The 23,787-nt window shown below is 71.5% G+C and carries 16 protein-coding genes; 15 read left to right on the forward strand and 1 reads right to left on the reverse strand.

Annotated elements, in window-relative coordinates:
• The first annotated feature begins 51 nt into the window (after positions 1-51).
• The 10 genes from GXP74_RS33655 to GXP74_RS33700 all read left to right on the forward strand — a co-directional run bounded on the left by GXP74_RS33655 (position 52) and on the right by GXP74_RS33700 (position 10,345).
• Complete coding sequence (locus tag GXP74_RS33655; protein WP_370468493.1) at positions 52-2,025, forward strand: ABC transporter ATP-binding protein; 1,974 nt, start codon at positions 52-54, stop codon at positions 2,023-2,025.
• Positions 2,026-2,120: 95 nt separating this feature from the next.
• On the forward strand, positions 2,121-2,378 hold the full coding sequence (locus GXP74_RS33660; protein WP_182455033.1) for a zinc-ribbon domain-containing protein: 258 nt from the start codon (positions 2,121-2,123) through the stop codon (positions 2,376-2,378).
• A 207-nt stretch (positions 2,379-2,585) separates the two neighbouring features.
• Positions 2,586-3,749 carry a WXG100 family type VII secretion target gene (locus GXP74_RS33665; protein ID WP_182455034.1) on the forward strand — a complete coding sequence of 388 codons (1,164 nt, stop codon included), beginning with the start codon at positions 2,586-2,588 and terminating at the stop codon, positions 3,747-3,749.
• 16 nt (positions 3,750-3,765) lie between these two features.
• Entirely contained in the window at positions 3,766-4,506 is a 741-nt protein-coding gene (locus GXP74_RS33670) for a hypothetical protein (protein ID WP_182455035.1), read from the forward strand.
• A gap of 30 nt (positions 4,507-4,536) precedes the next feature.
• Entirely contained in the window at positions 4,537-4,869 is a 333-nt protein-coding gene (locus GXP74_RS33675) for a hypothetical protein (RefSeq protein WP_182455036.1), read from the forward strand.
• A complete protein-coding gene (locus GXP74_RS33680; RefSeq protein ID WP_182455037.1) occupies positions 4,869-5,639 on the forward strand; it encodes a hypothetical protein in 771 nt (256 codons plus the stop codon). The genes GXP74_RS33675 and GXP74_RS33680 overlap by 1 nt, the downstream gene beginning before the upstream one ends.
• 850 nt (positions 5,640-6,489) lie before the next feature.
• Positions 6,490-7,032 carry a GntR family transcriptional regulator gene (locus GXP74_RS33685; RefSeq protein ID WP_182455038.1) on the forward strand — a complete coding sequence of 181 codons (543 nt, stop codon included), beginning with the start codon at positions 6,490-6,492 and terminating at the stop codon, positions 7,030-7,032.
• Position 7,033: 1 nt separating this feature from the next.
• Positions 7,034-7,801, forward strand: a complete 768-nt coding sequence (locus GXP74_RS33690) for a GntR family transcriptional regulator (protein ID WP_182455039.1) — start codon at positions 7,034-7,036, stop codon at positions 7,799-7,801.
• A 173-nt stretch (positions 7,802-7,974) separates the two neighbouring features.
• Positions 7,975-8,619, forward strand: a complete 645-nt coding sequence (locus GXP74_RS33695) for a DUF6542 domain-containing protein (RefSeq protein WP_182455040.1) — start codon at positions 7,975-7,977, stop codon at positions 8,617-8,619.
• Positions 8,612-10,345: an LCP family protein gene (locus GXP74_RS33700; protein ID WP_225448378.1), complete on the forward strand. Its 1,734-nt coding sequence runs from the start codon at positions 8,612-8,614 to the stop codon at positions 10,343-10,345. The genes GXP74_RS33695 and GXP74_RS33700 overlap by 8 nt, the downstream gene beginning before the upstream one ends.
• A gap of 74 nt (positions 10,346-10,419) precedes the next feature.
• On the opposite strand, the gene glgP is transcribed toward GXP74_RS33700, so the two are convergent.
• Positions 10,420-13,173, reverse strand: coding sequence for an alpha-glucan family phosphorylase (gene glgP / locus GXP74_RS33705; RefSeq protein ID WP_182455041.1), 2,754 nt, complete (start codon positions 13,171-13,173; stop codon positions 10,420-10,422).
• Positions 13,174-14,088: 915 nt separating this feature from the next.
• Between glgP and GXP74_RS33710 the strand changes: the two genes are divergently transcribed.
• The 5 genes from GXP74_RS33710 to aroA all read left to right on the forward strand — a co-directional run bounded on the left by GXP74_RS33710 (position 14,089) and on the right by aroA (position 23,723).
• Positions 14,089-16,098, forward strand: coding sequence for an alpha-1,4-glucan--maltose-1-phosphate maltosyltransferase (locus GXP74_RS33710; protein ID WP_182456814.1), 2,010 nt, complete (start codon positions 14,089-14,091; stop codon positions 16,096-16,098).
• The gene (gene treS, locus GXP74_RS33715) at positions 16,095-17,807 is read left to right on the forward strand and encodes a maltose alpha-D-glucosyltransferase (protein ID WP_182455042.1); all 1,713 of its coding nucleotides are present in this window, start codon (positions 16,095-16,097) and stop codon (positions 17,805-17,807) included. Before GXP74_RS33710 ends, treS begins: the two co-directional genes overlap by 4 nt.
• 470 nt (positions 17,808-18,277) lie before the next feature.
• Positions 18,278-19,996 carry a maltokinase gene (locus tag GXP74_RS41215; protein WP_225448379.1) on the forward strand — a complete coding sequence of 573 codons (1,719 nt, stop codon included), beginning with the start codon at positions 18,278-18,280 and terminating at the stop codon, positions 19,994-19,996.
• Positions 19,997-20,055: 59 nt separating this feature from the next.
• The gene (glgB, locus tag GXP74_RS33720; protein ID WP_370468494.1) at positions 20,056-22,407 is read left to right on the forward strand and encodes a 1,4-alpha-glucan branching enzyme; all 2,352 of its coding nucleotides are present in this window, start codon (positions 20,056-20,058) and stop codon (positions 22,405-22,407) included.
• A gap of 77 nt (positions 22,408-22,484) precedes the next feature.
• On the forward strand, positions 22,485-23,723 hold the full coding sequence (aroA, locus tag GXP74_RS33725) for a 3-phosphoshikimate 1-carboxyvinyltransferase (RefSeq protein WP_182455043.1): 1,239 nt from the start codon (positions 22,485-22,487) through the stop codon (positions 23,721-23,723).
• Positions 23,724-23,787: the final 64 nt, after the last annotated feature.

Genomic DNA, 23,787 nt, shown 5'->3' on the forward strand with positions numbered 1-23,787 from the left:
AACAGCACCACCACCCTGACGGACCGACACCCGAGCGAGAGGGAGACCGACGTGGAAGCGGAAACGCTGGACACAGCCGCCGCCGACGTTAGGCAGCCCACGGACGAGGCGCAGTCGCCCGCCCGGCCCCCCAGTACCGCCGAACCCGCGCCGCCGCCCGGGGCCGCCGTGCTCCCGGCGCTCCCGGCGCTCCCGGTGCCCCCGGCGCTCCCGGTGCCCCCGGCCGAGGAGCTGCCGCCGGAGGGCGAGGACATCCCGGTCCCGCCCGGCGCCCCGCGCGCGCTGCTGCGTTCGCTGATGGGCCCGCACCGCACCCGGATCATCATCGCCATGGTGATGATCTGCGTGCAGCAGGCCGCGCTCCAGGTCGGCCCGCTGCTGGTGTCCGTCGCCATCGACCGGGCCATCCCGGCACTGCACGACCACAACGACGCCGGTCCGCTGATCGCGCTGACGTCCGCCTACCTCGGCTGCGCCGCGCTGGCCACACTGTTGCAGCGCGCCTTCATCCGGCTGTCCGGGCTGATCAACCAGGACATCCTGCTCGACATGCGCCAGCGGATCTTCCGCCACGCGCAGCTGCTCAGCCTGGACTTCCACGAGCGCTACACCTCGGGCCGGATCATCTCCCGGGCCACCAGCGACGTGGACGCCGTGCGCGAGCTGCTGAACGAGGGCCTCCAGGAGCTGCTGTCCATGGCCCTGCAGATCCTCTACATCAGCGCCCTGCTGATCTACCTGGACTGGCGGCTCGGCCTGGTCTCGATAGCCTCGTTCGTGCCGGTGCTGCTGCTGCAACGCGCCTACCGGCGCCGGTCGCAGAGCATCTACCGGCGCTCGCGGACGGCGGTGGCCACGGTCATCGTCCGGTTCACCGAGACCATGAACGGCATCCGCCCGGTCCAGGCGTTCCGCCGCGAGGCGTCCAACGACGCCGTCTTCGGCCAGGCCAACGGCGAGTACTCGAAGGCCAACGCGGACAGCCTGATGGCGATGGGCTTCTTCGTCGCGCTCTCCCGGGCCACCGCCAACATCTGGATCAGCGGACTGGTCCTCTGGGGCGCCTACCTGGTGTCGACCAACGCCCTGGAACTGGGCGTGCTCGCGGCCTTCGTGCTCTACCTGCGCCGCCTGTACGACCCGATCGACCAGCTGGCGATGTTCGTCAACAGCTACCAGTCGGCCGCCGCCGCCCTGGAGAAGATCGCCGGGCTGCTGGCCCACGAGCCCTCCGTGCCGGAGCCGGTCACCGAGACCCCGCTGCCGGTCCAGCCCGAGGGCTCGCACACCGGCCGCGAGATCGTCTTCGACGGCGTGGACTTCACCTACCGCACCGGAAAGCAGGTGCTGCCGCACTTCGACCTGCGGATCCCCGCAGGCCAGAGCGTGGCCGTGGTCGGCGCCACCGGCGCGGGCAAGTCCACCCTGGCCAAGCTGCTCGCCCGGTTCTACGACCCGTCCGACGGCCGGGTGCTGCTGGACGGCGTGGACCTGCGCGAGCTCAGCAGCACCGAGCTGCGCTCGGGCGTGGTGATGGTCACCCAGGAGTCCTTCCTGTTCTCCGGGACGGTCGCCGACAACATCGCCATCGGCCGCCCCGGGGCCACCCCCGAGGAGGTCGAGGCGGCGGCGAGGGCCATCGGCGCGCACGGCTTCATCAGCGAGCTCCCCGAGGGCTACCAGACCGACGTCCGCAAGCGCGGCGGCCGGATCTCGGCCGGTCAGCGGCAGCTGGTCGCCTTCGCCCGCGCCCTGCTGGCCGACCCGGCGGTGCTGATCCTGGACGAGGCCACCTCCTCACTGGACGTCCCCGGCGAACGCGCCGTCCAGGACGCCATGCAGACGGTCCTGGCCGGGCGCACCGCCGTGATCATCGCCCACCGGCTCTCCACCGTGGAGATCGCCGACCGGGTCCTGGTCATGGAGCAGGGCCGGATCGTCGAGGACGGCACCCCCGCCGAACTGATCGCGGGCACCGGCCGCTTCAGCCGTCTCCACGAGGCCTGGCGCGACAGCCTGGTCTGACCCCGCACCACTGAGTCCGCACCGCTACCATGTGCCGCCCCCGGTTGCCCGTTCCCGGGGGCGGCACACCCGTCACCGCACCCGGGGGAACACCCATGATCGTCTTCGGTACCCGCAGCTACCTCCACAACCTGGCCATGGTGGTCCTGGTCTGCGGACGCTGCCGCAACTCCGCCGCCCACGCCGTCCGGCGGCGGGTCGTCAAGTTCACCCTGTTCTTCATCCCGCTGTTCCCGGTCAGCTCGAAGTACACGACGCAGTGCACCTCCTGCGGCGCCCAGAGCAAGCTGACCAAGGAGCAGGCCGACCAGCTCCAGTCCCCGGTCCCGCAGACCGCCGTCCCCCAGCCCTGACCACCGACACCGAACGCCCCGCCACCGTCATGCGGCCCGCCGACTCGTGGTGGACGCCCCTCCGGCCGGGTCGGACCCGACGGCCCCAGGCCCGAGGAGACCGACGGCTGACCCCTGCTCACCGCGATCATCGCCCGCAACCGCCGGTCCCCTGCGTAGAGTTGGCGGTGGTTGGTCAACGGGGAACGCGAGGGGAACGGGGCACCCATGCGCAGTAACGACGGCTACGGCGGCGCGGACATCACGGTCGACATCCCCCCGGGCGACCCGGCCGCCCTCCACCGACTCGCCGACACCCTCGACAGCTACGCCGCAGCGGTCGGCACCCTCGGCGACAACACGCTCTCGACCACAGCGGGCATCCGCAGCAAGGCCGCCTGGTCCGGCACCGCAGCCGACGCCTACTCCGCCTTCACCGGCACCACCTCGGGCAGCATCAAGGACTTACAACCCCACCTCAGCACGATCGCCTCCTCCGTGCGCAGCTACGCGACCACCCTCGACGCCGCCCAGAAGCAGATCGAGGCCATCCTCGACACCGCCAACAAGACGGCCACCCCCCAATCCCAACTCGCCACCGCCCAGCAGGCCGCAGCCCAGGCCCAACACGACGTCGACGCCGCCGGAGCGAAAGCCAGCGGCGAAGTCGACGACGCGAAGAGCAGCATGGAGAAGTTCTTCGACGCCATCGAGCCCTACCGCAAGGCCAACGAGTGGATCCACCTCCCGGTGGACCTGGCCACCGACCCCCTCACCGAGAAGCTCCTGAAGAGCTTGGGAACCGGCTTGGACCTGGCGAGGGAGAGCGTCAAAGAGCTCAAAACGCAGTTGAGCGATGAATTCACCGAACAAGTCGGCAGCGTCGCGCACGACTTCGACCACGGTGAAGCGTCCATGGAGGACATCGACGCGGCCATGGCCAGGTATCAGACCGTCGCCGACGGCATTGAGGACGGGCTTGCCGACGCAAAAAGTGTCCTGGGGCGCTGGCGTGTCGGAAACGACTCCTTTGGCGGCGCGGCGATTCTCGGCGACGCCCTCACCATGGCGGACCCGGAGGACAAAGGCACGATGGGCGACGTCGACCGCTCCGCCGCCGGGGTCAACGCGGCAGCCGCTGGCTCAAGCCTCATCTACGAACTGGCCACGGCGAACTCGCTCGACGAGGTTCCAGGTATCGGTGAGGTGGTGATGGTCGCCGATGCGGGAACCGGGATCTACCTCGCTGGGGACTTCCTCTACCACAACGTCAAACCGTTCCACGATGCCTGCGACTTCGTCGGAAGCGGCGTGGCGACGGCTGCGAAGTCCACCGCGCACGGCGTCTCCGAGGCAGCGCACAGCGTCGCGCACTTCTTCGACCACCTCTGAGTCAAGGATCCGCACTGTGACAGACAGACCTCTAGATCATCCCGGTACGGGGCCAGCAGCCATCCTCTACGAGGAGCGACGCTGCGCCAACAGTTGGCAAGTGACTGCTTCGTGGGTCCTTGGCCTGCTGATCATTATCTGCGGTTTCACACTTGCCATCGTCACCAGAGACCTCCTGTTCGGGCTGATCAGTGCTGCCGGCATCCTCCTGTGGACCTCCATCGGCGGAAATGAGTACCTCCTCCATCGGCGTACCGGAATCCGGATCACCACGAGCCGACTGACTGTCGGTGCGGTGGCTCTGGTGGACGATCACGATCCCACTCGGCCCCCGGCGCTGGGATCGGTGACCCGCCTGGGCAGATGTGCCTACTCCTGTGACTGGGCGGGCATCAAATCCCTCACCATCGTGACGGACCCAAGAGCGATCAGAATGATGCGGCTGGACTCGGCGAACCTGAGCGCCGCTGTGAGTACGACACCCGCCAAAGGGCAACCGCGAGTGCACAAGCTCGGCCACCTCGTTCCGCCTTATACCAAGGCCGTGCTGATGATCTACGTCGATACATCCATCGCTTGTTTCCCGAAAGACCCACACACCCTGAAGAATGTGGTCAACATCCAGTCACCGACCTGGATCGTCCCGACTCGTCACCCTGACGCGCTCCGCAGGGCCCTTTCCACCTTTGCTCCCGCCGCGAGCATCAACCTGCTGGATCCCCTGAACTACCAACGCCCGTTCAGCGCGTGGCGCTAACCCATCCAACTCACCGTCCAGGAGCCGTAAATGACGCAGCCACCCGCCCCCGCCGGGCAGACCGTCGTGGATCCCGGGGTGCTTGCCGCCGGGGTTGGCGAGATGGGGGCGCTTGTCGGGCAGTGTGAGGGGGCGACCAATGGCGCGGCGCAGGCGTTGGTCGGGATGCAGGCCGCCGTAGGCCACCCCGGGTTGGCGGGTTCGCTCAACTCGGCGAACGAGACGGCCGTCCAGGTCATGCTCGCGGTGGGCAAGCTGCTCGCGTACGTCGGCGAGGGCCTGGGGCAGAGCGCGCAGCAGTACAGCGACACCGAGTCGGCCAACGTCGCGGTGATGAAGTCCGTCCATGCGACGATCGCCTGATGCCCGGGCCCCGGCTCCGCCCGCGCGACATCGACGAGGCCGCCGCGATCCTCGCCATGGTTGACGCCTCCGGCGGCGCCCCGCTGCCCCAGCTCACCGACACCGACCTCTGCGTCTTCTCCGACGCCTTCGCCACCATGCTGGACCGCGACGTCTGGAAAGCCTGGCTGGCCCTGCCCGACCCGGAGCGGGTCCGCCGGGCGGAGTTGGCCCGTGGCTTCCTGCTGCACCGCCGCCTGCTGCGCGCCGTGCCTGACGCACCGCCCTCGCAGAGCCTGCGGATCCAGCCCAAGCTGGGGTTCATCCTGGCCGCCCGCCAGCACCCCTCCTTCCTCGGCCTCTGCTCCGTCCCCGGCACCAGCCAGCCCTCCGCCCCGCACCTCTTCGGCCTCAGCGACGCGAGCCGCGCCGCCACCCCGGCCCTGCTGATGGAACAGGTCAGCGCGCGGCAACTGCCCGGCCTCGGCCACGTCCGCGAGTACGGCCTGCTCCGGCCGCACCGGGCGGCGAAGGTCCTGGCGTCCTGGATCGCGGGCACGCTCCGCGACCCGGCCAACCCCGCCTGCGCGCTCGACATCGTCACCCACTCGCCGCAGAGCCGACCGCACGTCGAGCGGGTCACCGTCAGAGCGGCAAGCGCCGGCGCCTCGCTCCGCGTCGAGCACACCCGCCCGGACGGCAGCTACGTCCAGCGCGCCGGACTGGACGAACCCGCCCTCGCCGACCTCGTCACCCCGGTACTCACAGCCGCAGCCACCGCTCAGGGCTGATCAGCCAACTCCACCACCGTGCACCCCCGCAGCAACCGAACCGCCTGCACAGCCAACACCCAGGCAGCGGCGGGGTCGTGGTACCCCACCATGACCCCGCCGCCCATCCGCACCACCCCTCCCCGGCCCCGAGCGGGCGCGTAGAGCGCGCCGTACACACCCCAGGGCCGAGGGTCCGCGACCCGCACCGCGATCGCCCCCTCTCCCAGATGCGGGCACATCTGGATCGACAGCCGCGCGCAGGGAACGCACAACGGCGGGTGCGTCGCCCCGACCCGCTCGGGCCAGCCCCGTGGCTCGACCGCGCGGTCATCGTGGAGCAGCCACAACCACCCCTCGTCGCTGCGCGCGGCCGGACCGGCGCAGACCTGGCACCGCAGCCCCTCCATCACCCCCCGCTGCCGCCGCGCATGCACCCGGTTGTACACCGGCCGCCCTCGCCCGGCTTGCCCAGCAACCCGCGACCAGAGAACCCCATGCGAATCGCGGTCTTCTGACTTCTCATCAGCAAAGCCGACACCCCGGCCCGAGGCTCTCAGAACAGGTAACCCCGCCCTCTGCTCAGCCGTCCACGCAGCGATATGCGGCACCACCTCAGGACGCCGCATCCGCCCACCCGGCTCTCCAGCGGAGCCACGACCGTTTGACTCGGCAGTCATCTCACCGTTGCCCTTCGTTCGACATGAGAAACAGCACGCAGCGTTCACGCGAGATCACATCAGTAACAAATAATCAACACAGAGTAACCATACTGCTTTTCGCGAAAGGCGGCAATGGCAGCCCGTGAACCGCTCCGCCTACTGTGGAGACGGACAAGGATCGGTGACCCACGGACGGCAGAGGAGCGGCAGTGGGCGACAGCGAGTGGGTGCACACGTCAGCCCCGTACGTGCGACCCCGCCAGCAGGGCCAACGGGATGCCTGGAGCGAGGAGACCGCCGCCCAGGGGCATCGGGGTACTCAGCACATCGTTCATGCCCGCGAGATCCCCGCTCCGGCGGAGGTCGCCGCACTGCTCGGCGCCACCGAAGGGGTGGGCATCGTGGAGCGGCGCCGCATCATCTACCTGGAAGGGAACGCGACGGAACTGACCGATACCTACTATCCGGCGGACATCGCACGCGAAACGCCCCTCGCGGGCACAGCCAGGATTCGCGGCGGGGCAGTGACCCTGCTGGCGGGCCTCGGCCACACCGGTCACCGGGTGCGGGAGGAGATCAGCGCCCGCATGCCGAGCCCGGCCGAACAGGAGTCACTGGGTCTGGGCGATCATGAGCCGGTCCTCCAACTGACCAGGGTCACCCTGGACTCCGAGGAGCAGCCGTTCCAGGTGGACGTGTCCGTCTTCCCCGCGAATACCCAGCGGCTGCGCTACGAGATGAGGATCGACTGACATGCCGAAGGCAGACGAGAACGCGATCGACCGGCGTCCACTCCACCAGCGCATCGCGGCCGACCTGCGCGACGAGATCCTGGCCGGGGATCTGGCACCGGGAACAGCTCTGCCCTCAACGCCTCGGTTGAAGGAACGCTTCGACGCCTCGAACGCCACGGTGCAGAAAGCGCTGCAGGTCCTCAAGGACGAACGCCTGGTGGTCGGCCGGGCAGGATCCGCCGTGACGGTCCGCGAACACCATCAGGAGATCGTCCGTCCAGCCGACTTCCAACTCCCAGCAGGACCGGGCGAGCCGTACAGTTGGATCACCGAGGCGAACCGGCGAGGCAAGCGGGCCGGCATTCGACTGCTGGAGGTCGCCGAGGTCCGGCCGCCGAGCGATGTCGCCACCCTCCTTGAACTGACGCAGGCAGAAACGGCGATGATGCGTCATCAGATTCTGTCCCACAACGGTGACCCAGTCGAACTCGTGACCTGCTACTACCCGCTAGAGCTGGCTCGCGGAACCGCGCTGGCCGAAGCACGGAGGATTTCGGGCGGCACGCCGACCCTGCTCGCCGGGATGGGCCACCCGCCGCTCCGCACGGTGGACCGGGTCTCCGCGCGAGTCCCCACTCAGCAGCAGTACGAGGCCCTGCGCCTCCCGAGCGACCTGCCGATCCTGCGGACCCTCCGAGTCGTGTACAGCACCGGCGGCCGCCCGATCGAGGCCACGGTCATGGCTAAGGCGAGCCACCTTTACGAGCTTCACTACGAGTTCACCTGACCGAATGCGCGCCGCGGCCCCCCGGAGGGGGCGTGCGGGGTTGGGGGTGCGCCGGTGGCTCGTTGATACCTTGGGGGATCGCGCGGATGGCGCAACCGGCTGGATCTCCTGTGCGTCCCCTGAGTGAGCGCAGGGTGCTGCGGCTCCTGAGGTATGGGCGAAGGGTGTGAGGGATGACCGACTCGTGGGGTCGGCCGGAGGGGGAAGGCCAGCTGGGCGCTGTGCCGTTCCCGGGGGCCGCGCCGGTCGCGCAGGCTGTCGGGGGGCCGGTGTTCGCAGACGAGGACGAACAGGGCGCGGGGGCGGGGGCCCCCGGACGTGGCCTGCCCGGGCCCCGGCGGCCGGAGCCGGGGGCGGAGCGCGAGCCCACGCCCCGGGCCGGGGCGACGGCGGTCGGCGGCGGGCGGGCGCAGCGGCGGCGGGGTACGGCGGCGGGGGGCGAGCGGCAGCTGCCGGGGGCGGTCCCGGCGCTGGTGCTGATCTGCCTGCCGCTGGTCGGCGCGCTGGCGGGGCAGGGCTCGGGCGCGCTGTTCTGGGCGGGGGCGCTGCTGGGGGCGGTACCGGCCGCGCTGCTCTGCTCGTCGCGCGGGGTGTGGTGGGTGGCCACCGGCGCCCCGCCGGTGGTGCTGCTGATGTCGCTGTTCGGGCACCTGGTGGCCAGCGGTTCGAGCAGGAGTACGGCGGCGCTGGCGACGCACCTGGTCGCCTGGGTCGCGGGGGCGTTCCCGGTGATGGTGCTGGCGGCGGTGGGGGCGGCACTGGTCGGTGTCGGACGATTCGCGCGGGGTCGGCTCGCGGCGAGGAGCAGTCGTGGTTGACGGTCGAAAGGGGCGGGGCGCGATGGGCCGGAGCAACCGGGGTCGGGGTGCGGCCGCACGGCCCGGCGGAAGTGCGGGAAGCGCGGGCAGCACCGGAAGCGCGGGCGGCACCGGCGGCGCGGGCGGCGCATCGAAGGCGATGCTGGCGGCCAGGGCGGTGGCGGTGGCGGGCTCCTGCGCGGTGCTCGGGGTCTCCGGGGTGACCTGGTACGGGTACCACCAGCTGACCTCGGGGGTGCTGACGTCCAGTGCGATCGAGAACTCGCAGAAGGGCGCGCCGCCGCAGCTGGACAACTCGGTCAACATCCTGCTGATCGGCCTGGACAGCCGGAAGAACAACGACGGCAGCGACCTGCCGGGCTGGTTCGTGCAGGACGAGCTGCACGCGGGCTCGTCCAGCGACGTCGGCGGCTACAACACCAACAGCCTGATCATGCTGCACATACCCGCGAACCAGAGCGCCAAGGTCGAGGCGGTGTCGATCCCGCGCGACGACTACGTGATGACCTACAACGGCGACGGTTCGCAGCAGGGCATGCACAAGATCAAGGAGGCCTACGGCCTGGCCAAGGCCGCGTCGATGGCCGGGCTGCAGGCCAAGGGGCTGAAGGGCGCGGCGCTGGAGCAGGCGAGCCGGGAGGTGGGCCGCGAGGCGACGCTGACCACGGTGCAGAAGTTCCTGAACGTGCGCATCGACCACTTCGCCGAGGTCAACCTGATCGGGTTCTACGACATCGCCCAGGCGATCGGACCGGTCACCGTCTGCCTCAACCACGCGACCTCGGACCCGGCCGAGGAGGGCCAGGGGTCGGGGGCGAACTTCACGGCCGGGATGAACCTGCTGAAGACCCCGGCGGAGGCGCTGTCCTTCGTCCGGCAGCGGCACAACCTGACCGACACCGACGGGGACGGCAACGGCGGCGACTTCGCCCGCACCCACCGCCAGCAGGCGTACATCACCTCGGCGGAGGTGCAGCTCAAGAAGGACGGCATGTTCAGCGACCTGGGCAAGCTCCAGGGGCTGCTGGACGTGGTGAAGAAGGACGTGGTGATCGACGACCAGTGGAACATCCTGGACTTCGCCCAGCAGGCCCCCAACCTGACCGGCGGCAAGGTCGTCTTCAACACGCTGCCGGTCATCGCCATGACGCCCGAGGTGTACATCCCGAACGAGGGCATGCAGTCGGTCAACTACGTGAGCGTGCCGCAGGTGCAGCGCACGGTGCAGGCGTTGTTCGGCCATGATCCGGCCCCGGCCGGGAAGGCCACCGGCTCGGCCGGCGCGGCGGCCGGTCCGACGCCCGCCGCGCACGCGGTGGTGGACGTGCTGAACGCCTCCGCGCCCACCGGAGCGGCGGGGGTCGAGTCGAAGGCACTGGTCGCCGACGGCTTCACCAAGGGCCTGGTCGGCGACCACTCCCCCACCGGCACCACCAAGGTCCTGTACGGGGCCGGGGCCGGGGCGGCGGCGACGCAGATCGCGTCCAAGGTCGACGTCAGCACGCCCACCGCCAGTAGCGCGGTGGCGGCCGGGCACGTCGAGGTCATCCTCGGCAGCGACTTCACCCCGCCGACGTCCACGGCCACCACCGGCTCGACGGGCGGCTCGGGCGGCTCGACGGGAAGCGCCACCGGCGGCGCGGGCCCGGCCGCGAGCAACACCCCGCAGCTGGTCTTCCAGGGACCGGCGGTCCAGGGTGGCAGCGGGATCCCCTGCGTCGACTGACCCCGGGCGACAGCACTGAGCGCCCCGGACGGACAGCGGTCCGTCCGGGGCGCTCAGCGGTTCCCGTCAGTGCGTCAGCGCAGCAGCCCCGAGTCCATGCCGGTGGTCTCCGGCGGGACCGCGATCAGGCCGAGCTCAGCGCCGGAGGCCAGCAGCCGGTGGGCCGGGAGGATCCGGACCGTGTAGCCGAAGGGCCCGGTGCGGCCGAGCTCCAGCGGGCCCTCGTACCGCCAGCGGCCGTCCAGGTCGGCACGGTCGGCGGGCTTCAGCGAGACCGCCGAGGCGTCGCTGATCCGGTCCGCGTCGTCCACCCGGCCGGAAACCACCTGCACGTCCACAGCGGCCGGGTCGAGCCCGTCCAGCGAGACCAGCACCCGCAGCCCCAGCGTGCTGCCCAGCTCCGGGGAGTCGGGGGTGTCGCAGACCTCCACGTGCTCCACCCTGACCTGCGGCCAGGCCGCCCGGACCCGGCGCTTCCAGGCCGCGAGCTCCTTCGCCCCGGCGTGGGCGCCGCCGTAGGCGAGGGTGCGGTGCGCCTCGGCGGCCGGAGTGTAGAGCCGTTCGACGTACTCGCGGACCATGCGTCCGGCCAGCACCTTGGGGCCGAGGGTGACCAGGGTGTGCCGGACCATCTCGATCCAGCGGCGCGGCAGGTCGTCCGCGCCCCGGTCGTAGAAGCGCTGGGCGACCTGCTGCTCGATCAGCTCGTACAGCGCCGCCGCCTCCACCTCGTCCCGCCGGTCGGCCTCCGGGTCGTCCGGGTCGGTGCTGATGCCCTCGGCGGTCGGGATCGCCCAGCCGTTGCTGCCGTCGAACCACTCGTCCCACCAGCCGTCGAGCACCGAGAGGTTCAGTGCCCCGTTCAGCGCGGCCTTCATGCCGGAGGTGCCGCAGGCCTCCAGCGGGCGGAGCGGGTTGTTCAGCCAGACGTCGCAGCCGGGGTAGAGCGTGGCGGCCATGTCCATGTCGTAGTCGGGCAGGAAGATGATCCGGTGCCGGACCGCCGGGTCGTCGGCGAACCGCACCATCTCCTGGATCAGCCGCTTGCCGCCGTCGTCGGCAGGGTGCGCCTTGCCCGCGACCACGATCTGGATCGGCCTGGTCGGGTGCAGCAGCAGCCCGCGCAGCCGCTCCGGGTCGCGCAGCATCAGCGTCAGCCGCTTGTACGAGGGCACCCGCCGGGCGAAGCCGATGGTCAGCACGTCCGGGTCGAGTATGTCGGCGACCCAGCCCAGCTCGGCGTCGCTCGCGCCGCGCTGCCGCCAGGAGGCGCGGACCCGCTCCCTGGCGTCGTCCACCAGCTGGGCCCGCAGCCGTCGGCGCAGCTCCCAGATGTCCTGGTCGGTGACCCGTTCCAGACCGGACCAGCGGCGGGCCTCGCCGATCACCATGGCGTCCTCGGCACGCTCGGCGCCGATCAGCCTGGCGCCGAGGCGGACCACCTCCGGGTCGATCCAGGTCGGGGCGTGCACGCCGTTGGTGATCGAGGTGATCGGCACCTCCTCGGCGTCGAATCCCGGCCAGAGTCCGTTGAACATGCCGCGGCTGACCTGTCCGTGCAGCAGGCTCACGCCGTTGGCCCGCTGGGCCAGCCGCAGGCCCATCGCGGCCATGTTGAACAGCGCCGGGTCGCCGCCGGTCCAGCTCTCGCCGCCGAGCGCGAGCACCCGTTCGGCGGGTACGCCGTCCAGTGCCGCCTCGCCGGAGAAGTGACGGCGGACCAGCTCGCGCTCGAAGCGGTCGATCCCGGCGGGCACCGGCGTGTGCGTGGTGAACACGGTCCCGGCCCGGACGGTCTCCAGCGCGCTGTCGAAGTCGAGGCCGTCGGAGCCCGCGACCAGTTCCCGGATGCGCTCCACACCGAGGAACCCGGCGTGGCCCTCGTTGGTGTGGAAGACCTCCGGCTCCGGGTGCCCGCTGAGCCGGCAGTAGCTGCGGACGGCCCGCACCCCGCCGATGCCCAGCAGCATCTCCTGAAGCAGCCGGTGCTCGCTGCCGCCGCCGTAGAGGCGGTCGGTGACGTCGCGTTCGTTGGGGGCGTTCTCCTCGGTGTCGGAGTCCAGCATCAGCAGCGGCACCCGCCCGACCTGGGCCTTCCAGATCCGGGCGTGCAGTCGGCGGCCGCCGGGCAGCGACAGCGCGACCACGCTGGGGCTGCCGTCCGGCTCGCGCACCTGGGTGACGGCGAGCTCGTGCGGGTCGAGCAGCGGGTAGCGCTCCTGCTGCCAGCCGTCGCGGGAGAGCGACTGGCGGAAGTAGCCGTGGCGGTAGAGCAGGCCGACGCCGATGATCGGCGCGCCGAGGTCGCTGGCGGCCTTGAGGTGGTCCCCGGCCAGGATGCCGAGGCCGCCGGAGTACTGCGGCAGGGTGGCGGTGATACCGAACTCGGGCGAGAAGTAGGCGACCGCGGCCGGTCGCCCGGTCGACTCCCCCTCCGGACCCGAGCGGTCCGGACCCGAGCGGTCCGAGCCTGCGCGGTCCGAGCCCGAGCGGTCCGGGCCCGCGTCGTCCGGCCCGGTGCCGGAGTCGTACGCGGACTGGTACCAGCGCGGTCCTTCGAGGTAGTCGTGCAGGTCGTCGGCCGCGTCGTCCAGGCGGCGCAGGAACCGCCGGTCGGCGGCCAGCGCCGCCAGCCGCTGCGGGCTGACCGCGCCCAGCAGGCGCACCGGGTCGCGGCCGGCGCTCTCCCAGACCTCCGGATCGACCTCGCGGAACAGCTCGCGCGTCTCCGGATGCCAGGACCAGCGCAGATTTAGCGCCAGCTCGCCGAGGGCTTGGAGGGGTTCGGGCAGGACGGTACGTACCGTAAATCGTCGAATTGCCTTCACGTCATGGAAGATAGCGTGCCGCCGCGACGCCGCGAGGGAACTCCCGCAGGTGGGCGTGGGAATTAACTGATAGTCGGGCGCACGCCGGTGCACAGCGGCGCAGAACTGCTGGAACTTCACGCCCCCGATACGCGGGTGTCCTGCGACCGCTGTATGGACGACCCGCGCATTCCGGTGACACAGTCGAGACTTCCGTTCCGTTGGCCGAAACAAGTGGATACTGGTCTGTAAGCGTTCCGATCAGTGCGAGGATCGGCGCAGGTCAAAACCTCCTTGCGGCATGACGAGGCCGTCGGAGCCGCATGGGGCGGCTGCGACGGCAGGGCTTCGCGAGCCCTGCGTGTTCGCAAGCTGACGCACCATCCGAACTGTTGTACCAGCGTGTCTCCAGCCCTCCCGTGCTCGTTGTTCACAACGGGCAGTCCCGTGCCGCACCCCTCCGTCACGCGCCTGGCGCAGTGCGAGCACCGGCGTGCGCGGGAGCGGGTGGACGGACAGGTTGGTCGGCGGCAAGGTCGGGGAAGGCTCTCGACGTCACTCGCCAGTGGCTGCGGGTTGCCCACAGCCCATCCAACGCAGTCCTCCGGTCGGCTTGCCGGACGCTTCTGCCGCTGCGGCGTGCGCGCGTTCCGAGCAGACGACCGCCGATCGTGGTCAGGAGCGGGAATGCAGCAGCGGGACACACCAACGGAGCAGCAGTCGGACACCGAATCGCCCCGGCGCGTCACGACCCAAGCGGCCGAGCCTCCCAAACCTGCCCGCGACACCACCGGCTCCGGCACCGAGACTGGTGCTGGCAGCGCCGCGCCCCGCCGGGCGGCGGCCCGCCGGACGACCACCACCAGGACCGCGACCGCGACCGCCGCCAGGACCGCCAAGAGCCCCGGGGGCGTGACCGCAGAGGGCGAGCAGCAGATGATCGGCCGGATCCCGGTACTGGACGTCAGCCCGCGCGTGGACTGCGCCGGGCACCCGGCCAAGTCGGTCGTCGGCGAACCCTTCGAAGTGAGCGCCACGGTCTTCCGCGAGGGCCATGACACGATCGGCGCCAACGTGGTACTGCGCGACCCGAAGGGCCGCCCCGGGCCGTGGACCCCGATGCGCGAACTGGCGCCCGGCACCGACCGCTGGGGCGCCTGGGTGGCCGCGACCGCGACGGGGGTCTGGACGTACACGGTCGAGGCCTGGGCCGACCCGGTGGCGACCTGGCGGCACCACGCCGAGATCAAGATCCCGGCCGGGATCGACACCGCGCTGGTCCTGGAGGAGGGCGCGCTGCTGCTGGATCGGGCCGCCGCCGGGGTGCCCAAGCGGGAGGGCCGGTCACTGGTGCTGGCCGCCGCCGCGACCCTGCGGAAGTCCGAGCTGCCCCCGGCCGTCCGGCTGAAACGGGCGGTGGACGAGCAGCTGCTGCGGATCCTCGCCCGCCATCCGCTGCGCGAACTGGTGTCCGCCTCTCGCCCGGCCGCGCTCCGGGTGGACCGTCAGCGCGCGCTCTACGGCTCCTGGTACGAGTTCTTCCCGCGCTCGGAGGGCGCCGTGGTCGACCCGGAGCGGGTGAAGCCGCCGGTGTCCGGCACGCTGCGGACCGCCGCGCTGCGGCTGCCCGCCGTCGCCGCCATGGGCTTCGACGTGGTCTACCTGCCGCCGGTGCACCCGATCGGCCGGGCCTACCGCAAGGGCCCGAACAACAGCCTGGAGGCCGGTCCGCACGACGTCGGCTCGCCCTGGGCGATCGGCTCGCCGGAGGGCGGGCACGAGGCGATCCACCCGGATCTGGGCACCCTCGACGACTTCGACGCCTTCGTCGCCCGGGCCCGCGAGCTGGAGCTTGAGGTCGCCCTCGACTTCGCCCTCCAGTGCTCCCCCGACCACCCCTGGGTGGAGAAGCACCCGGACTGGTTCACCACCCGCGCCGACGGCACCATCGCCTATGCCGAGAACCCGCCGAAGAAGTACCAGGACATCTACCCGGTCAACTTCGACCTGGACTTCGACGGGCTGGTAGCGGAAACGCTCCGCCTGCTGCGGCACTGGATGAAGCACGGCGTGCGGATCTTCCGGGTCGACAACCCGCACACCAAGCCGGTGGTGTTCTGGGAGAAGGTCCTCGGCGAGATCGCCAGGACCGACCCGGACGTGGTCTTCCTGGCCGAGGCGTTCACCCGCCCGGCGATGATGCACACCCTCGGCAAGGTCGGCTTCCACCAGTCGTACACCTACTTCACCTGGCGCAACGGCAAGCAGGAGCTCACCGAGTACCTGACCGAGCTGTCCGGCGCGGCGGCGGCCTGGATGCGGCCGAACTTCTTCGCCAACACCCCGGACATCCTGCCCGCCTTCCTCCAGCACGGGGGTCGCCCGGCCTTCGCGATCCGCGCGGTCCTGGCCGCGACCCTCGCCCCCAGCTACGGCGTCTACGCAGGCTATGAGCTCTGCGAGAACGCCGCTGTTCACCCCGGCTCCGAGGAGTATCTGGACTCGGAGAAGTACCAGCTGAGACCACGTGACTGGGATCGACCGGACACCCTCGCGCCGCTGCTCACCACCCTCAACCGGCTGCGTCGCGAGCACCCCGCACTACAACTCCTGCGAAACCTGCGGTTCCACGCCACCGACAGCGACCAGATCCTCGCCTACTCCAAGAGCAGTGGCGCGGACACCGTGCTGACCGTGGTCAACCTGGACCCCCATCACGTCCACGAGGCCACCGTGTCGTTGGACCTGGAGGCCCTGGACCTCAGGACCCCGGACCTCGACCCCGCGGAGCGCGGCGCGCCGGAGGCCCACGGCCCCGGCGACGCCATCGACGTCGAGGACCAGCTCACCGGGGCCCGGTACCGCTGGGGACGCCACAACTACGTCCGGCTGGACCCGCACGACCAGCCGGCCCACATTTTCTCGGTCCGGAGGGCCGCCCTGTGATCGTCAACGAACCAGTTCCCGACACCTTCACCGACACCCCGCAGCAGGACCGCGACCCCGACTGGTTCAAGCGCGCCGTGTTCTACGAAGTCCTCGTCCGTTCGTTCCAGGACAGCAACGGGGACGGGGTCGGCGACCTGCGCGGCCTCACCTCCAAGCTGGACTACCTCCAGTGGCTGGGCGTGGACTGCCTCTGGCTGCCGCCGTTCTTCGCCTCCCCGCTGCGCGACGGCGGCTACGACGTCGCCGACTACACCTCGGTGCTGCCGGAGTTCGGCGACCTCGCCGACTTCGTCGACTTCGTGGACTCCGCGCACCAGCGCGGCATGCGGGTGGTCATCGACTTCGTGATGAACCACACCAGCGACCAGCACCCGTGGTTCCAGGCCTCCCGCAGCGACCCGGACGGGCCGTACGGGGACTACTACGTCTGGGCCGACGACGACAAGCAGTTCGCCGACGCCCGGGTCATCTTCGTCGACACCGAGACCAGCAACTGGACCTTCGACCCGGTCCGCAAGCAGTACTTCTGGCACCGCTTCTTCTCGCACCAGCCGGACCTCAACTTCGAGAACCCGGCCGTGCAGGAGGAGATCATCGCCGCCCTGCGGTTCTGGCTCGACCTCGGCATCGACGGCTTCCGGCTGGACGCCGTGCCCTACCTCTACACCGAGGAGGGCACCAACTGCGAGAACCTGCCCGCCACCCACGACTTCCTGCGGCGGGTCCGGGCGGAGATCGACGCCGACTACCCGGACACCGTGCTGCTGGCCGAGGCCAACCAGTGGCCCGAGGACGTCGTCGACTACTTCGGCGACTTCAGCCGGGGCGGCGACGAGTGCCACATGGCGTTCCACTTCCCGGTGATGCCGCGGATCTTCATGGCGGTGCGCCGCGAGTCGCGCTACCCGGTCGCCGAGATCCTGGCGAAGACCCCGGCCATCCCGTCCGGCTGCCAGTGGGGCATCTTCCTGCGGAACCACGACGAGCTGACCCTGGAAATGGTCACCGACGAGGAACGCGACTACATGTACGCGGAGTACGCCAAGGACCCGCGGATGCGGGCCAATGTGGGCATCCGCCGTCGGCTGGCGCCGCTGCTGGACAACGACCGCAAGCAGATCGAGCTGTTCACCGCGCTGCTGCTGTCGCTGCCGGGCTCGCCGGTGCTGTACTACGGCGACGAGATCGGCATGGGCGACAACATCTGGCTCGGCGACCGCGACGGGGTCCGCACCCCGATGCAGTGGACCCCGGACCGGAACGCCGGTTTCTCCACCGCGGACCCGGGCAGGCTGAACCTACCGACCATCATGGACCCGGTCTACGGCTACCAGGTGACCAACGTCGAGGCACAGACCAGCAGCACCAGCTCGCTGTTGCACTGGACCCGCCGCATGATCGAGATCCGCAAGCTCAATCCGGCGTTCGGACTCGGGTCGTACGCGGAGCTGCCTTCCAGCAACCCCGCCGTACTGGCCTTCGTCCGGACCGTATCCCTTCCCGACGGTGGTGACGACCTGGTCATGTGCGTGAACAACTTCTCGCGCTTCGCTCAGCCCACTGAGCTGGACCTGTCGGCCTACCTCGGGCGGCATCCGGTCGAGCTGATCGGCGGGGTCCGCTTCCCCGCGATCGGCGAACTGCCGTACCTGCTGACGTTGGCCGGCCACGGCTTCTACTGGTTCCGGCTCCGCCGCCCGGAGTAAGCGGCTCCCCCGTCGGGGGTCGGCCGCGGATGCGGTGCCCGGGCTCGGCCCGGGCACCGCGACGCCAGCCCACCACCGGCGAAGCATCCCCGTCCCCCATCCGCCCTCTCCACCATCCACCCGGTCACCACCCAGGAGCAGCGCAGCCCACACCTAACTCCTTGGCGTGACGCACGGTCAGCCACCGCGCGCCGTAACTCCCGCGTCATCGACATCCGGAAGACTGGTAGGCCCGGCAGCAGCGCGCGCTCGACCCGCTGCCGGGATTGCCGCATCCCCGGGGAAAGGGAGACATGTCCGATACCTCCCGATCGCGCTCCGTCACCACCCGGCATGCCGGCGCCCATGCCGCGCGCCAACCGGCCTCTCCGCCGGTGCACCCGACCACCGCCCACCCCCCGACAACCCAATCCCCGACGACCCACCCGCCGACGAATCAGCCGACGACGACCCAGCCGACGACCCAGCCGATGTCCCAGCCGCCAGCGACCCAGTCAGCGGATCCGCTGACCGCGGACGCGCGGTCGCCGCGCGCGCCGTCGCGGGTGACCGACCTCGGCGGCCTGGTCCAGGACACGCTGCCGCTGCTGTGCGACTGGCTGCCGCGTCAGCGCTGGTTCGCGGGCAAGGGGTACCCGGTCACCGCCATCGTCCCGGCGGCCGTCACCCTGCTGCCCGGGGTCGCGCCCGGCGACCCGCTGCTGCTGCACCTCCTGCTCCGGGTCGAACAGCGCGGCCTGGACGGCAGCACCGACAGCGACCTCTACCAACTGCTGCTCGGCGCGGTCGCCGGGGCCGCTCCGGCCCGGCTGGACACCGACGCCACCCGGGCAGCCGTCATCGGACGGATCAACGGCGGCCCCCACGACGGCCTGCTGACCTATGACGCAGCGTACGACGAGCCACTGACACTGCGGCTGCTGGGACTGCTGACCACCGGCGGCCCGGGTGGCGCGCAGGTGGGGCCGCTGCGCTTCAGCAACCTCAGCGGGCTCAACGCCCCCACCGGCGCCGCCACCGGCCCGGCCGCCGGTCCCGGCGCCGACGCCCCGGCCCGGGTGGGCACCGCCGAACAGAGCAACACCTCGATCGTCTTCGGCGACACCTCCATCCTGAAGCTGTTCCGCCGGGTCAGCCCGGGGCTGAACCCGGATCTGGAGCTGTCGCTGGCGCTCAGCCGCGCCGGATCCAACCGGGTACCGGCCACCCTGGCCTGGTTCGAGAGCGAGCTGCCGGTCCTCCCGGAGACCGAGGCCGAGATCGAGGTCCAGCTCAAGGAGGCCCAGCTCAGGGCGAGCGAGCCCAAGGACGCCGAGCCGGGACCCGGCGCCCAGCTGGCGACGCTGGGCCTGCTCCAGCGGTACCTCAGCGGCGGCCGCGACGGCTGGGAGTTCGCGCTCACCCACGTCCGGGCGCTGCGGACCCCCGAGCGGACCCCCGAGCGGTCCGCCGACCGACCCGCCGCCGAGGAGCCCGCCGAGGCCCCGGCCCCGATCGAGCCGCGCACTGGCAACTTCTCGGCAGAGTCGTTTCTGCTGGGCCGCTCCACCGCCGAGGTGCACCTGGCCCTGGCCCGGGCGCTGCCGGTCAGCGTCCTCGGCCGGGCCGAGATCGAGGCGCTGGCCGCCGGCATGGCGCTGCGGCTCGACGCCGCCGCCCTGGTGGCCCCGGCACTGAAGCCCTATCAGGAGTCGCTGCACCGGATCTTCCAGGCGCTGGCCGAGTCCGCCCGGGACGGTCGGCGGCTGCGGGCCCAGCGCATCCACGGCGATCTGCACCTGGGCCAGTCGATGCGCACCGCGCGCGGCTGGGTGCTGCTGGACTTCGAGGGCGAGCCCGCCAAGCCGCTGGTCGAGCGGCGCCGCCCGCAGCCCGCCGTCCGGGACGTGGCCGCGATGCTGCGCTCCTTCGACTACGCGGCGGCGCACCTGCTCAGCGAGGTGACCGAGGACGATCCGCAGCGTCCCCGGCTGGCAGCCCTCGCCGCGACCTGGGCCGGACGCAACCGGGAGGCCTTCCTCGCCGGTTACGCGGCGGCCGGGGCCGAGGACCCGACCGCCGATCCGGTGCTGCTGCACGCCCTGGAGACCGACAAGGCGGTGTACGAGGTGGTGTACGAGTCCCGGAACCGCCCCGACTGGCTGCCCATCCCGCTCTCCGCCATCGCCCGGCTGGCCGCCGGCGGCTGAGCGCTCCACCCCCACCCCCACCCACTCCGCGCGTACGACAATTCAGGGAGGCCCCGGCCGTGAACCAGTCCGAACCGACCCGTCCGAACACCCCCTCGAACGGCAAGCCGCTTCCGGCCACCTTCAGGGCGGGCAAGCGTTCCGGCCTGGTGCAGCCACGGCCCGAGGCGGCCCCGGTCGGCGCGACCGCCGCGCCGCGCCGGGTCCCGGCCGCCGCGCCGGCGCCGGGCGAGGTCGAGCGGCTGGTCGGCGGCTGGCACCACGACCCGCACGGCGTCCTCGGCGCGCACCCCACCCCCGAGGGCCTGGCCGTCCGGGTGCTGCGCCCGCTGGCCGAGCGGGTGGTGGTGGAGACCGCCGACGGCCGGTACCAGCTGGACCACCTCCAGGACGGGCTGTTCACCGGCCTGCTGCCGACCGGCACCGCGTCCGACTACCGGCTGCGGGTCAGCTACGACGGCACCGAGCACCTCCAGCAGGACGGCTACCGCTTCCTGCCCACGCTGACCGGCGCGGACCTGCACCTGATCGGCGAGGGGCGGCACGAGCAGCTGTGGCGGGCGCTCGGCTCGCACGTCCGCACCGTCGACGGGGTGACCGGCACCGGCTTCGCGGTGTGGGCCCCGAACGCCTCGGGGGTGCGGGTGATCGGGGACTTCAACGGCTGGAACGGCCTGGCGCACCCGATGCGCTCGCTGGGCGCCAGCGGGGTGTGGGAGCTGTTCGTCCCCGGGATCGGCGACGGCACGCACTACAAGTACGAGATCGCCACCCGCGACGGCCGGACGCTGCAGAAGGCCGACCCGCTGGCCCGGGCTGCCGAGCTGCCCCCGGCCACCGCCTCGGTGGTGCACACCTCCACCCACGACTGGCACGACCAGGCCTGGATGGAGCGCCGGGCCGGGCTGACCGCGCACGACCGGCCGATGTCCGTCTACGAGGTGCACCTGGCCTCCTGGCGGCCCGGCCTGACCTACCGCGAGCTGGCGGCGGAACTCCCGGCGTACGTCCGCGACCTCGGCTTCACCCATGTCGAGCTGATGCCGGTGATGGAGCACCCGTTCGGCGGTTCCTGGGGCTACCAGGTCACCGGCTTCTACGCGCCGACCGCCCGGCTCGGCTCCCCGGACGACTTCCGGCACCTGGTCGACTCGCTGCACCAGCACGGCATCGGCCTGATCGTCGACTGGGTCCCGGCGCACTTCCCCAAGGACGACTTCGCGCTGGCCCGCTTCGACGGCGAGCCGCTGTACGAACCGGCCGACCCGCAGCGCGCCGAGCACCCGGACTGGGGCACCCTGGAGTTCGACTACGGCCGGACCGAGGTGCGCAACTTCCTGGTCGCCAACGCGGTCTACTGGGCCGAGGAGTTCCACGTGGACGGCCTGCGGGTGGACGCCGTGGCCTCGATGCTCTACCTGGACTACTCCCGCGAGCACGGCGGCTGGTCCCCCAACGAGCACGGCGGCCGGGAGAACTGGGACGCGGTGCGGTTCCTCCAGGAGATGAACGCCACCGTCTACCGGCGCTGCCCGGGCGTGGTCACCGTCGCCGAGGAGTCCACCGCCTGGGACGGCGTCACCCGCCCCACCGACAGCGTCCAGCAGCACGGCCACGGCGGGCTGGGGTTCGGGCTGAAGTGGAACATGGGGTGGATGCACGACTCGCTGGAGTACATCCAGCACGAGCCGATCCACCGCAAGTACCACCACGACGAGATGACCTTCTCGATGGTGTACGCCTACTCCGAGAACTACCTGCTGCCGATCTCGCACGACGAGGTGGTGCACGGCAAGCGGTCGCTGGTGTCCAAGATGCCCGGCGACTGGTGGCAGCAGCGGGCCAACACCCGCGCCTACCTGGGCTACATGTGGGCCCACCCGGGCAAGCAGCTGCTCTTCATGGGGCAGGAGTTCGCCCAGGGCGCGGAGTGGGACCACGAGACCGGGCCGCAGTGGTGGCTGCTGCGGCCCGACTGGCCCGCCGCCGGGGACCACCGCGGCGTGCAGGACCTGGTCCGCGACCTCAACCGGGTCTACCTGGACTGCCCGGCGCTGTGGCAGCGGGACACCGACCCGACCGCCTTCAGCTGGCTGGACGGCCACGCCGCCGAGGACAACCTGTTCTCCTTCGTCCGCTACGACCGGTCCGGGCGCCCGCTGGTCTGCGTCAGCAACTTCTCCCCGGTGGTCCGCGAGGAGTACCGGGTCGGGCTGCCCGCCACCGGCGCGGCCGGGGGCGCGGACAGCCGCTGGCTGGAGATCCTGAACACCGACGCCGAGGTCTACGGCGGCAGCGGGGTCGGCAACCCGGATCCGCTGAAGGCCGATCCGACGCCCTGGAACGGCCAGCCCGCCAGTACCGAGCTGACCGTCCCGCCGCTGGCCACCATCTGGCTCGCGCCCGCCTGAGGCCCGCCCCGGGTCCGGCCGTCCACTGCACGGACGCCCGGGCCCGGCTGTCGGCACCCCGTCCTAGACTCAGCGGCATGACCGTCGTCGAGATCCCCGGCTCGAAGTCCATCACCGCGCGGGCGCTGTTCCTCGCCGCCGCCGCCGAGGGGACCACCGTCCTGCGCCGACCGCTGCTCTCGGACGACAGCGAGGGCTTCGCCGAGGGCCTGATCACCCTTGGCTACCGGGTCGACCGGCAGCCCGGCGTGTGGACCGTCGAGGGCCGCCCGGCCGGGCCCGGCGTCGCCGAGGCCGACGTCTTCTGCCGGGACGGCGCGACCACCGCCCGCTTCCTGCCCGCGCTGGCCGCCGCCGGGCGCGGTACCTTCCGCTTCGACGCCTCGGAGCAGATGCGCCGCCGCCCGCTCGGGCCGCTCACCGCCGCGCTCCGCGAGCTCGGCGTGGACCTCAGCCACGGGCTCGCCGAGGGCCACCACCCGCTGACCGTCCGCGCCGACGGGATCAAGGGCGGCAGGCTCACCCTGGACGCCGGGCTGTCCTCGCAGTTCCTGACCGCGCTGCTGCTCTGCGGGCCGCTGACGGCCGAGGGCCTGGAGATCACCGTCTCCGACCTGGTCTCCGTGCCCTACGTGGAGATGACCCTGGCGATGATGCGGCGCTTCGGCAACGACGCCCGCCGGGTCGGCGACACCTTCACCGTCCCGGCGCGGCCCTACCGGGCGGTCGACTACCTGATCGAGCCGGACGCCTCGACCGCCAGCTACCCGCTGGCCGCCGCCGCCCTCACCGGACGCACCGTCACCGTGCCCGGTCTCGGCTCGGACTCGCTCCAGGGCGACGTCCGCTTCGCCGAGGTGCTGCGGGAGATGGGCGCGGAGGTCGAGCTGACCGCGGACTCGGTCACCGTCACCGGTCCGGAGCGGCTGCGCGGGATCACCGTGAACATGCGCGACATCTCCGACACCGTGCCCACGCTGGCCGCCATCGCGCCGTTCGCGGACGGGCCGGTGCGGATCGAGGACGTCTACAACACCCGGGTCAAGGAGTGCGACCGGCTCGCGGCCTGCGAGCAGAACCTGCGGGCGATGGGCGTCCCGGTGGCGACCGGGCGCGACTGGATCGAGATCCAGCCCGCCCGGCCGCACTCCGCGCACATCGCCTGCCACGGCGACCACCGGATCGCCATGGCCTTCAGCATCGCCGGGCTGCGTACCGAGGGCGGGGTGACCCTGGACGACCCGGGCTGCGTGAAGAAGACCTTCCCCGGCTTCCACCAGGCACTGGCCGAGCTCCGCGCCGAGTGGGGGCTGTAGCCCGGCCGGGAGCCGTAGCCCGGCGGGCGGTGCGGACCGGCCGGGGGTCGTCGACCGGCCCGGT

It is taken from the genome of Streptacidiphilus sp. P02-A3a, assembly GCF_014084105.1.
In the GTDB taxonomy this organism is placed as follows: Bacteria; Actinomycetota; Actinomycetes; order Streptomycetales; family Streptomycetaceae; genus Streptacidiphilus.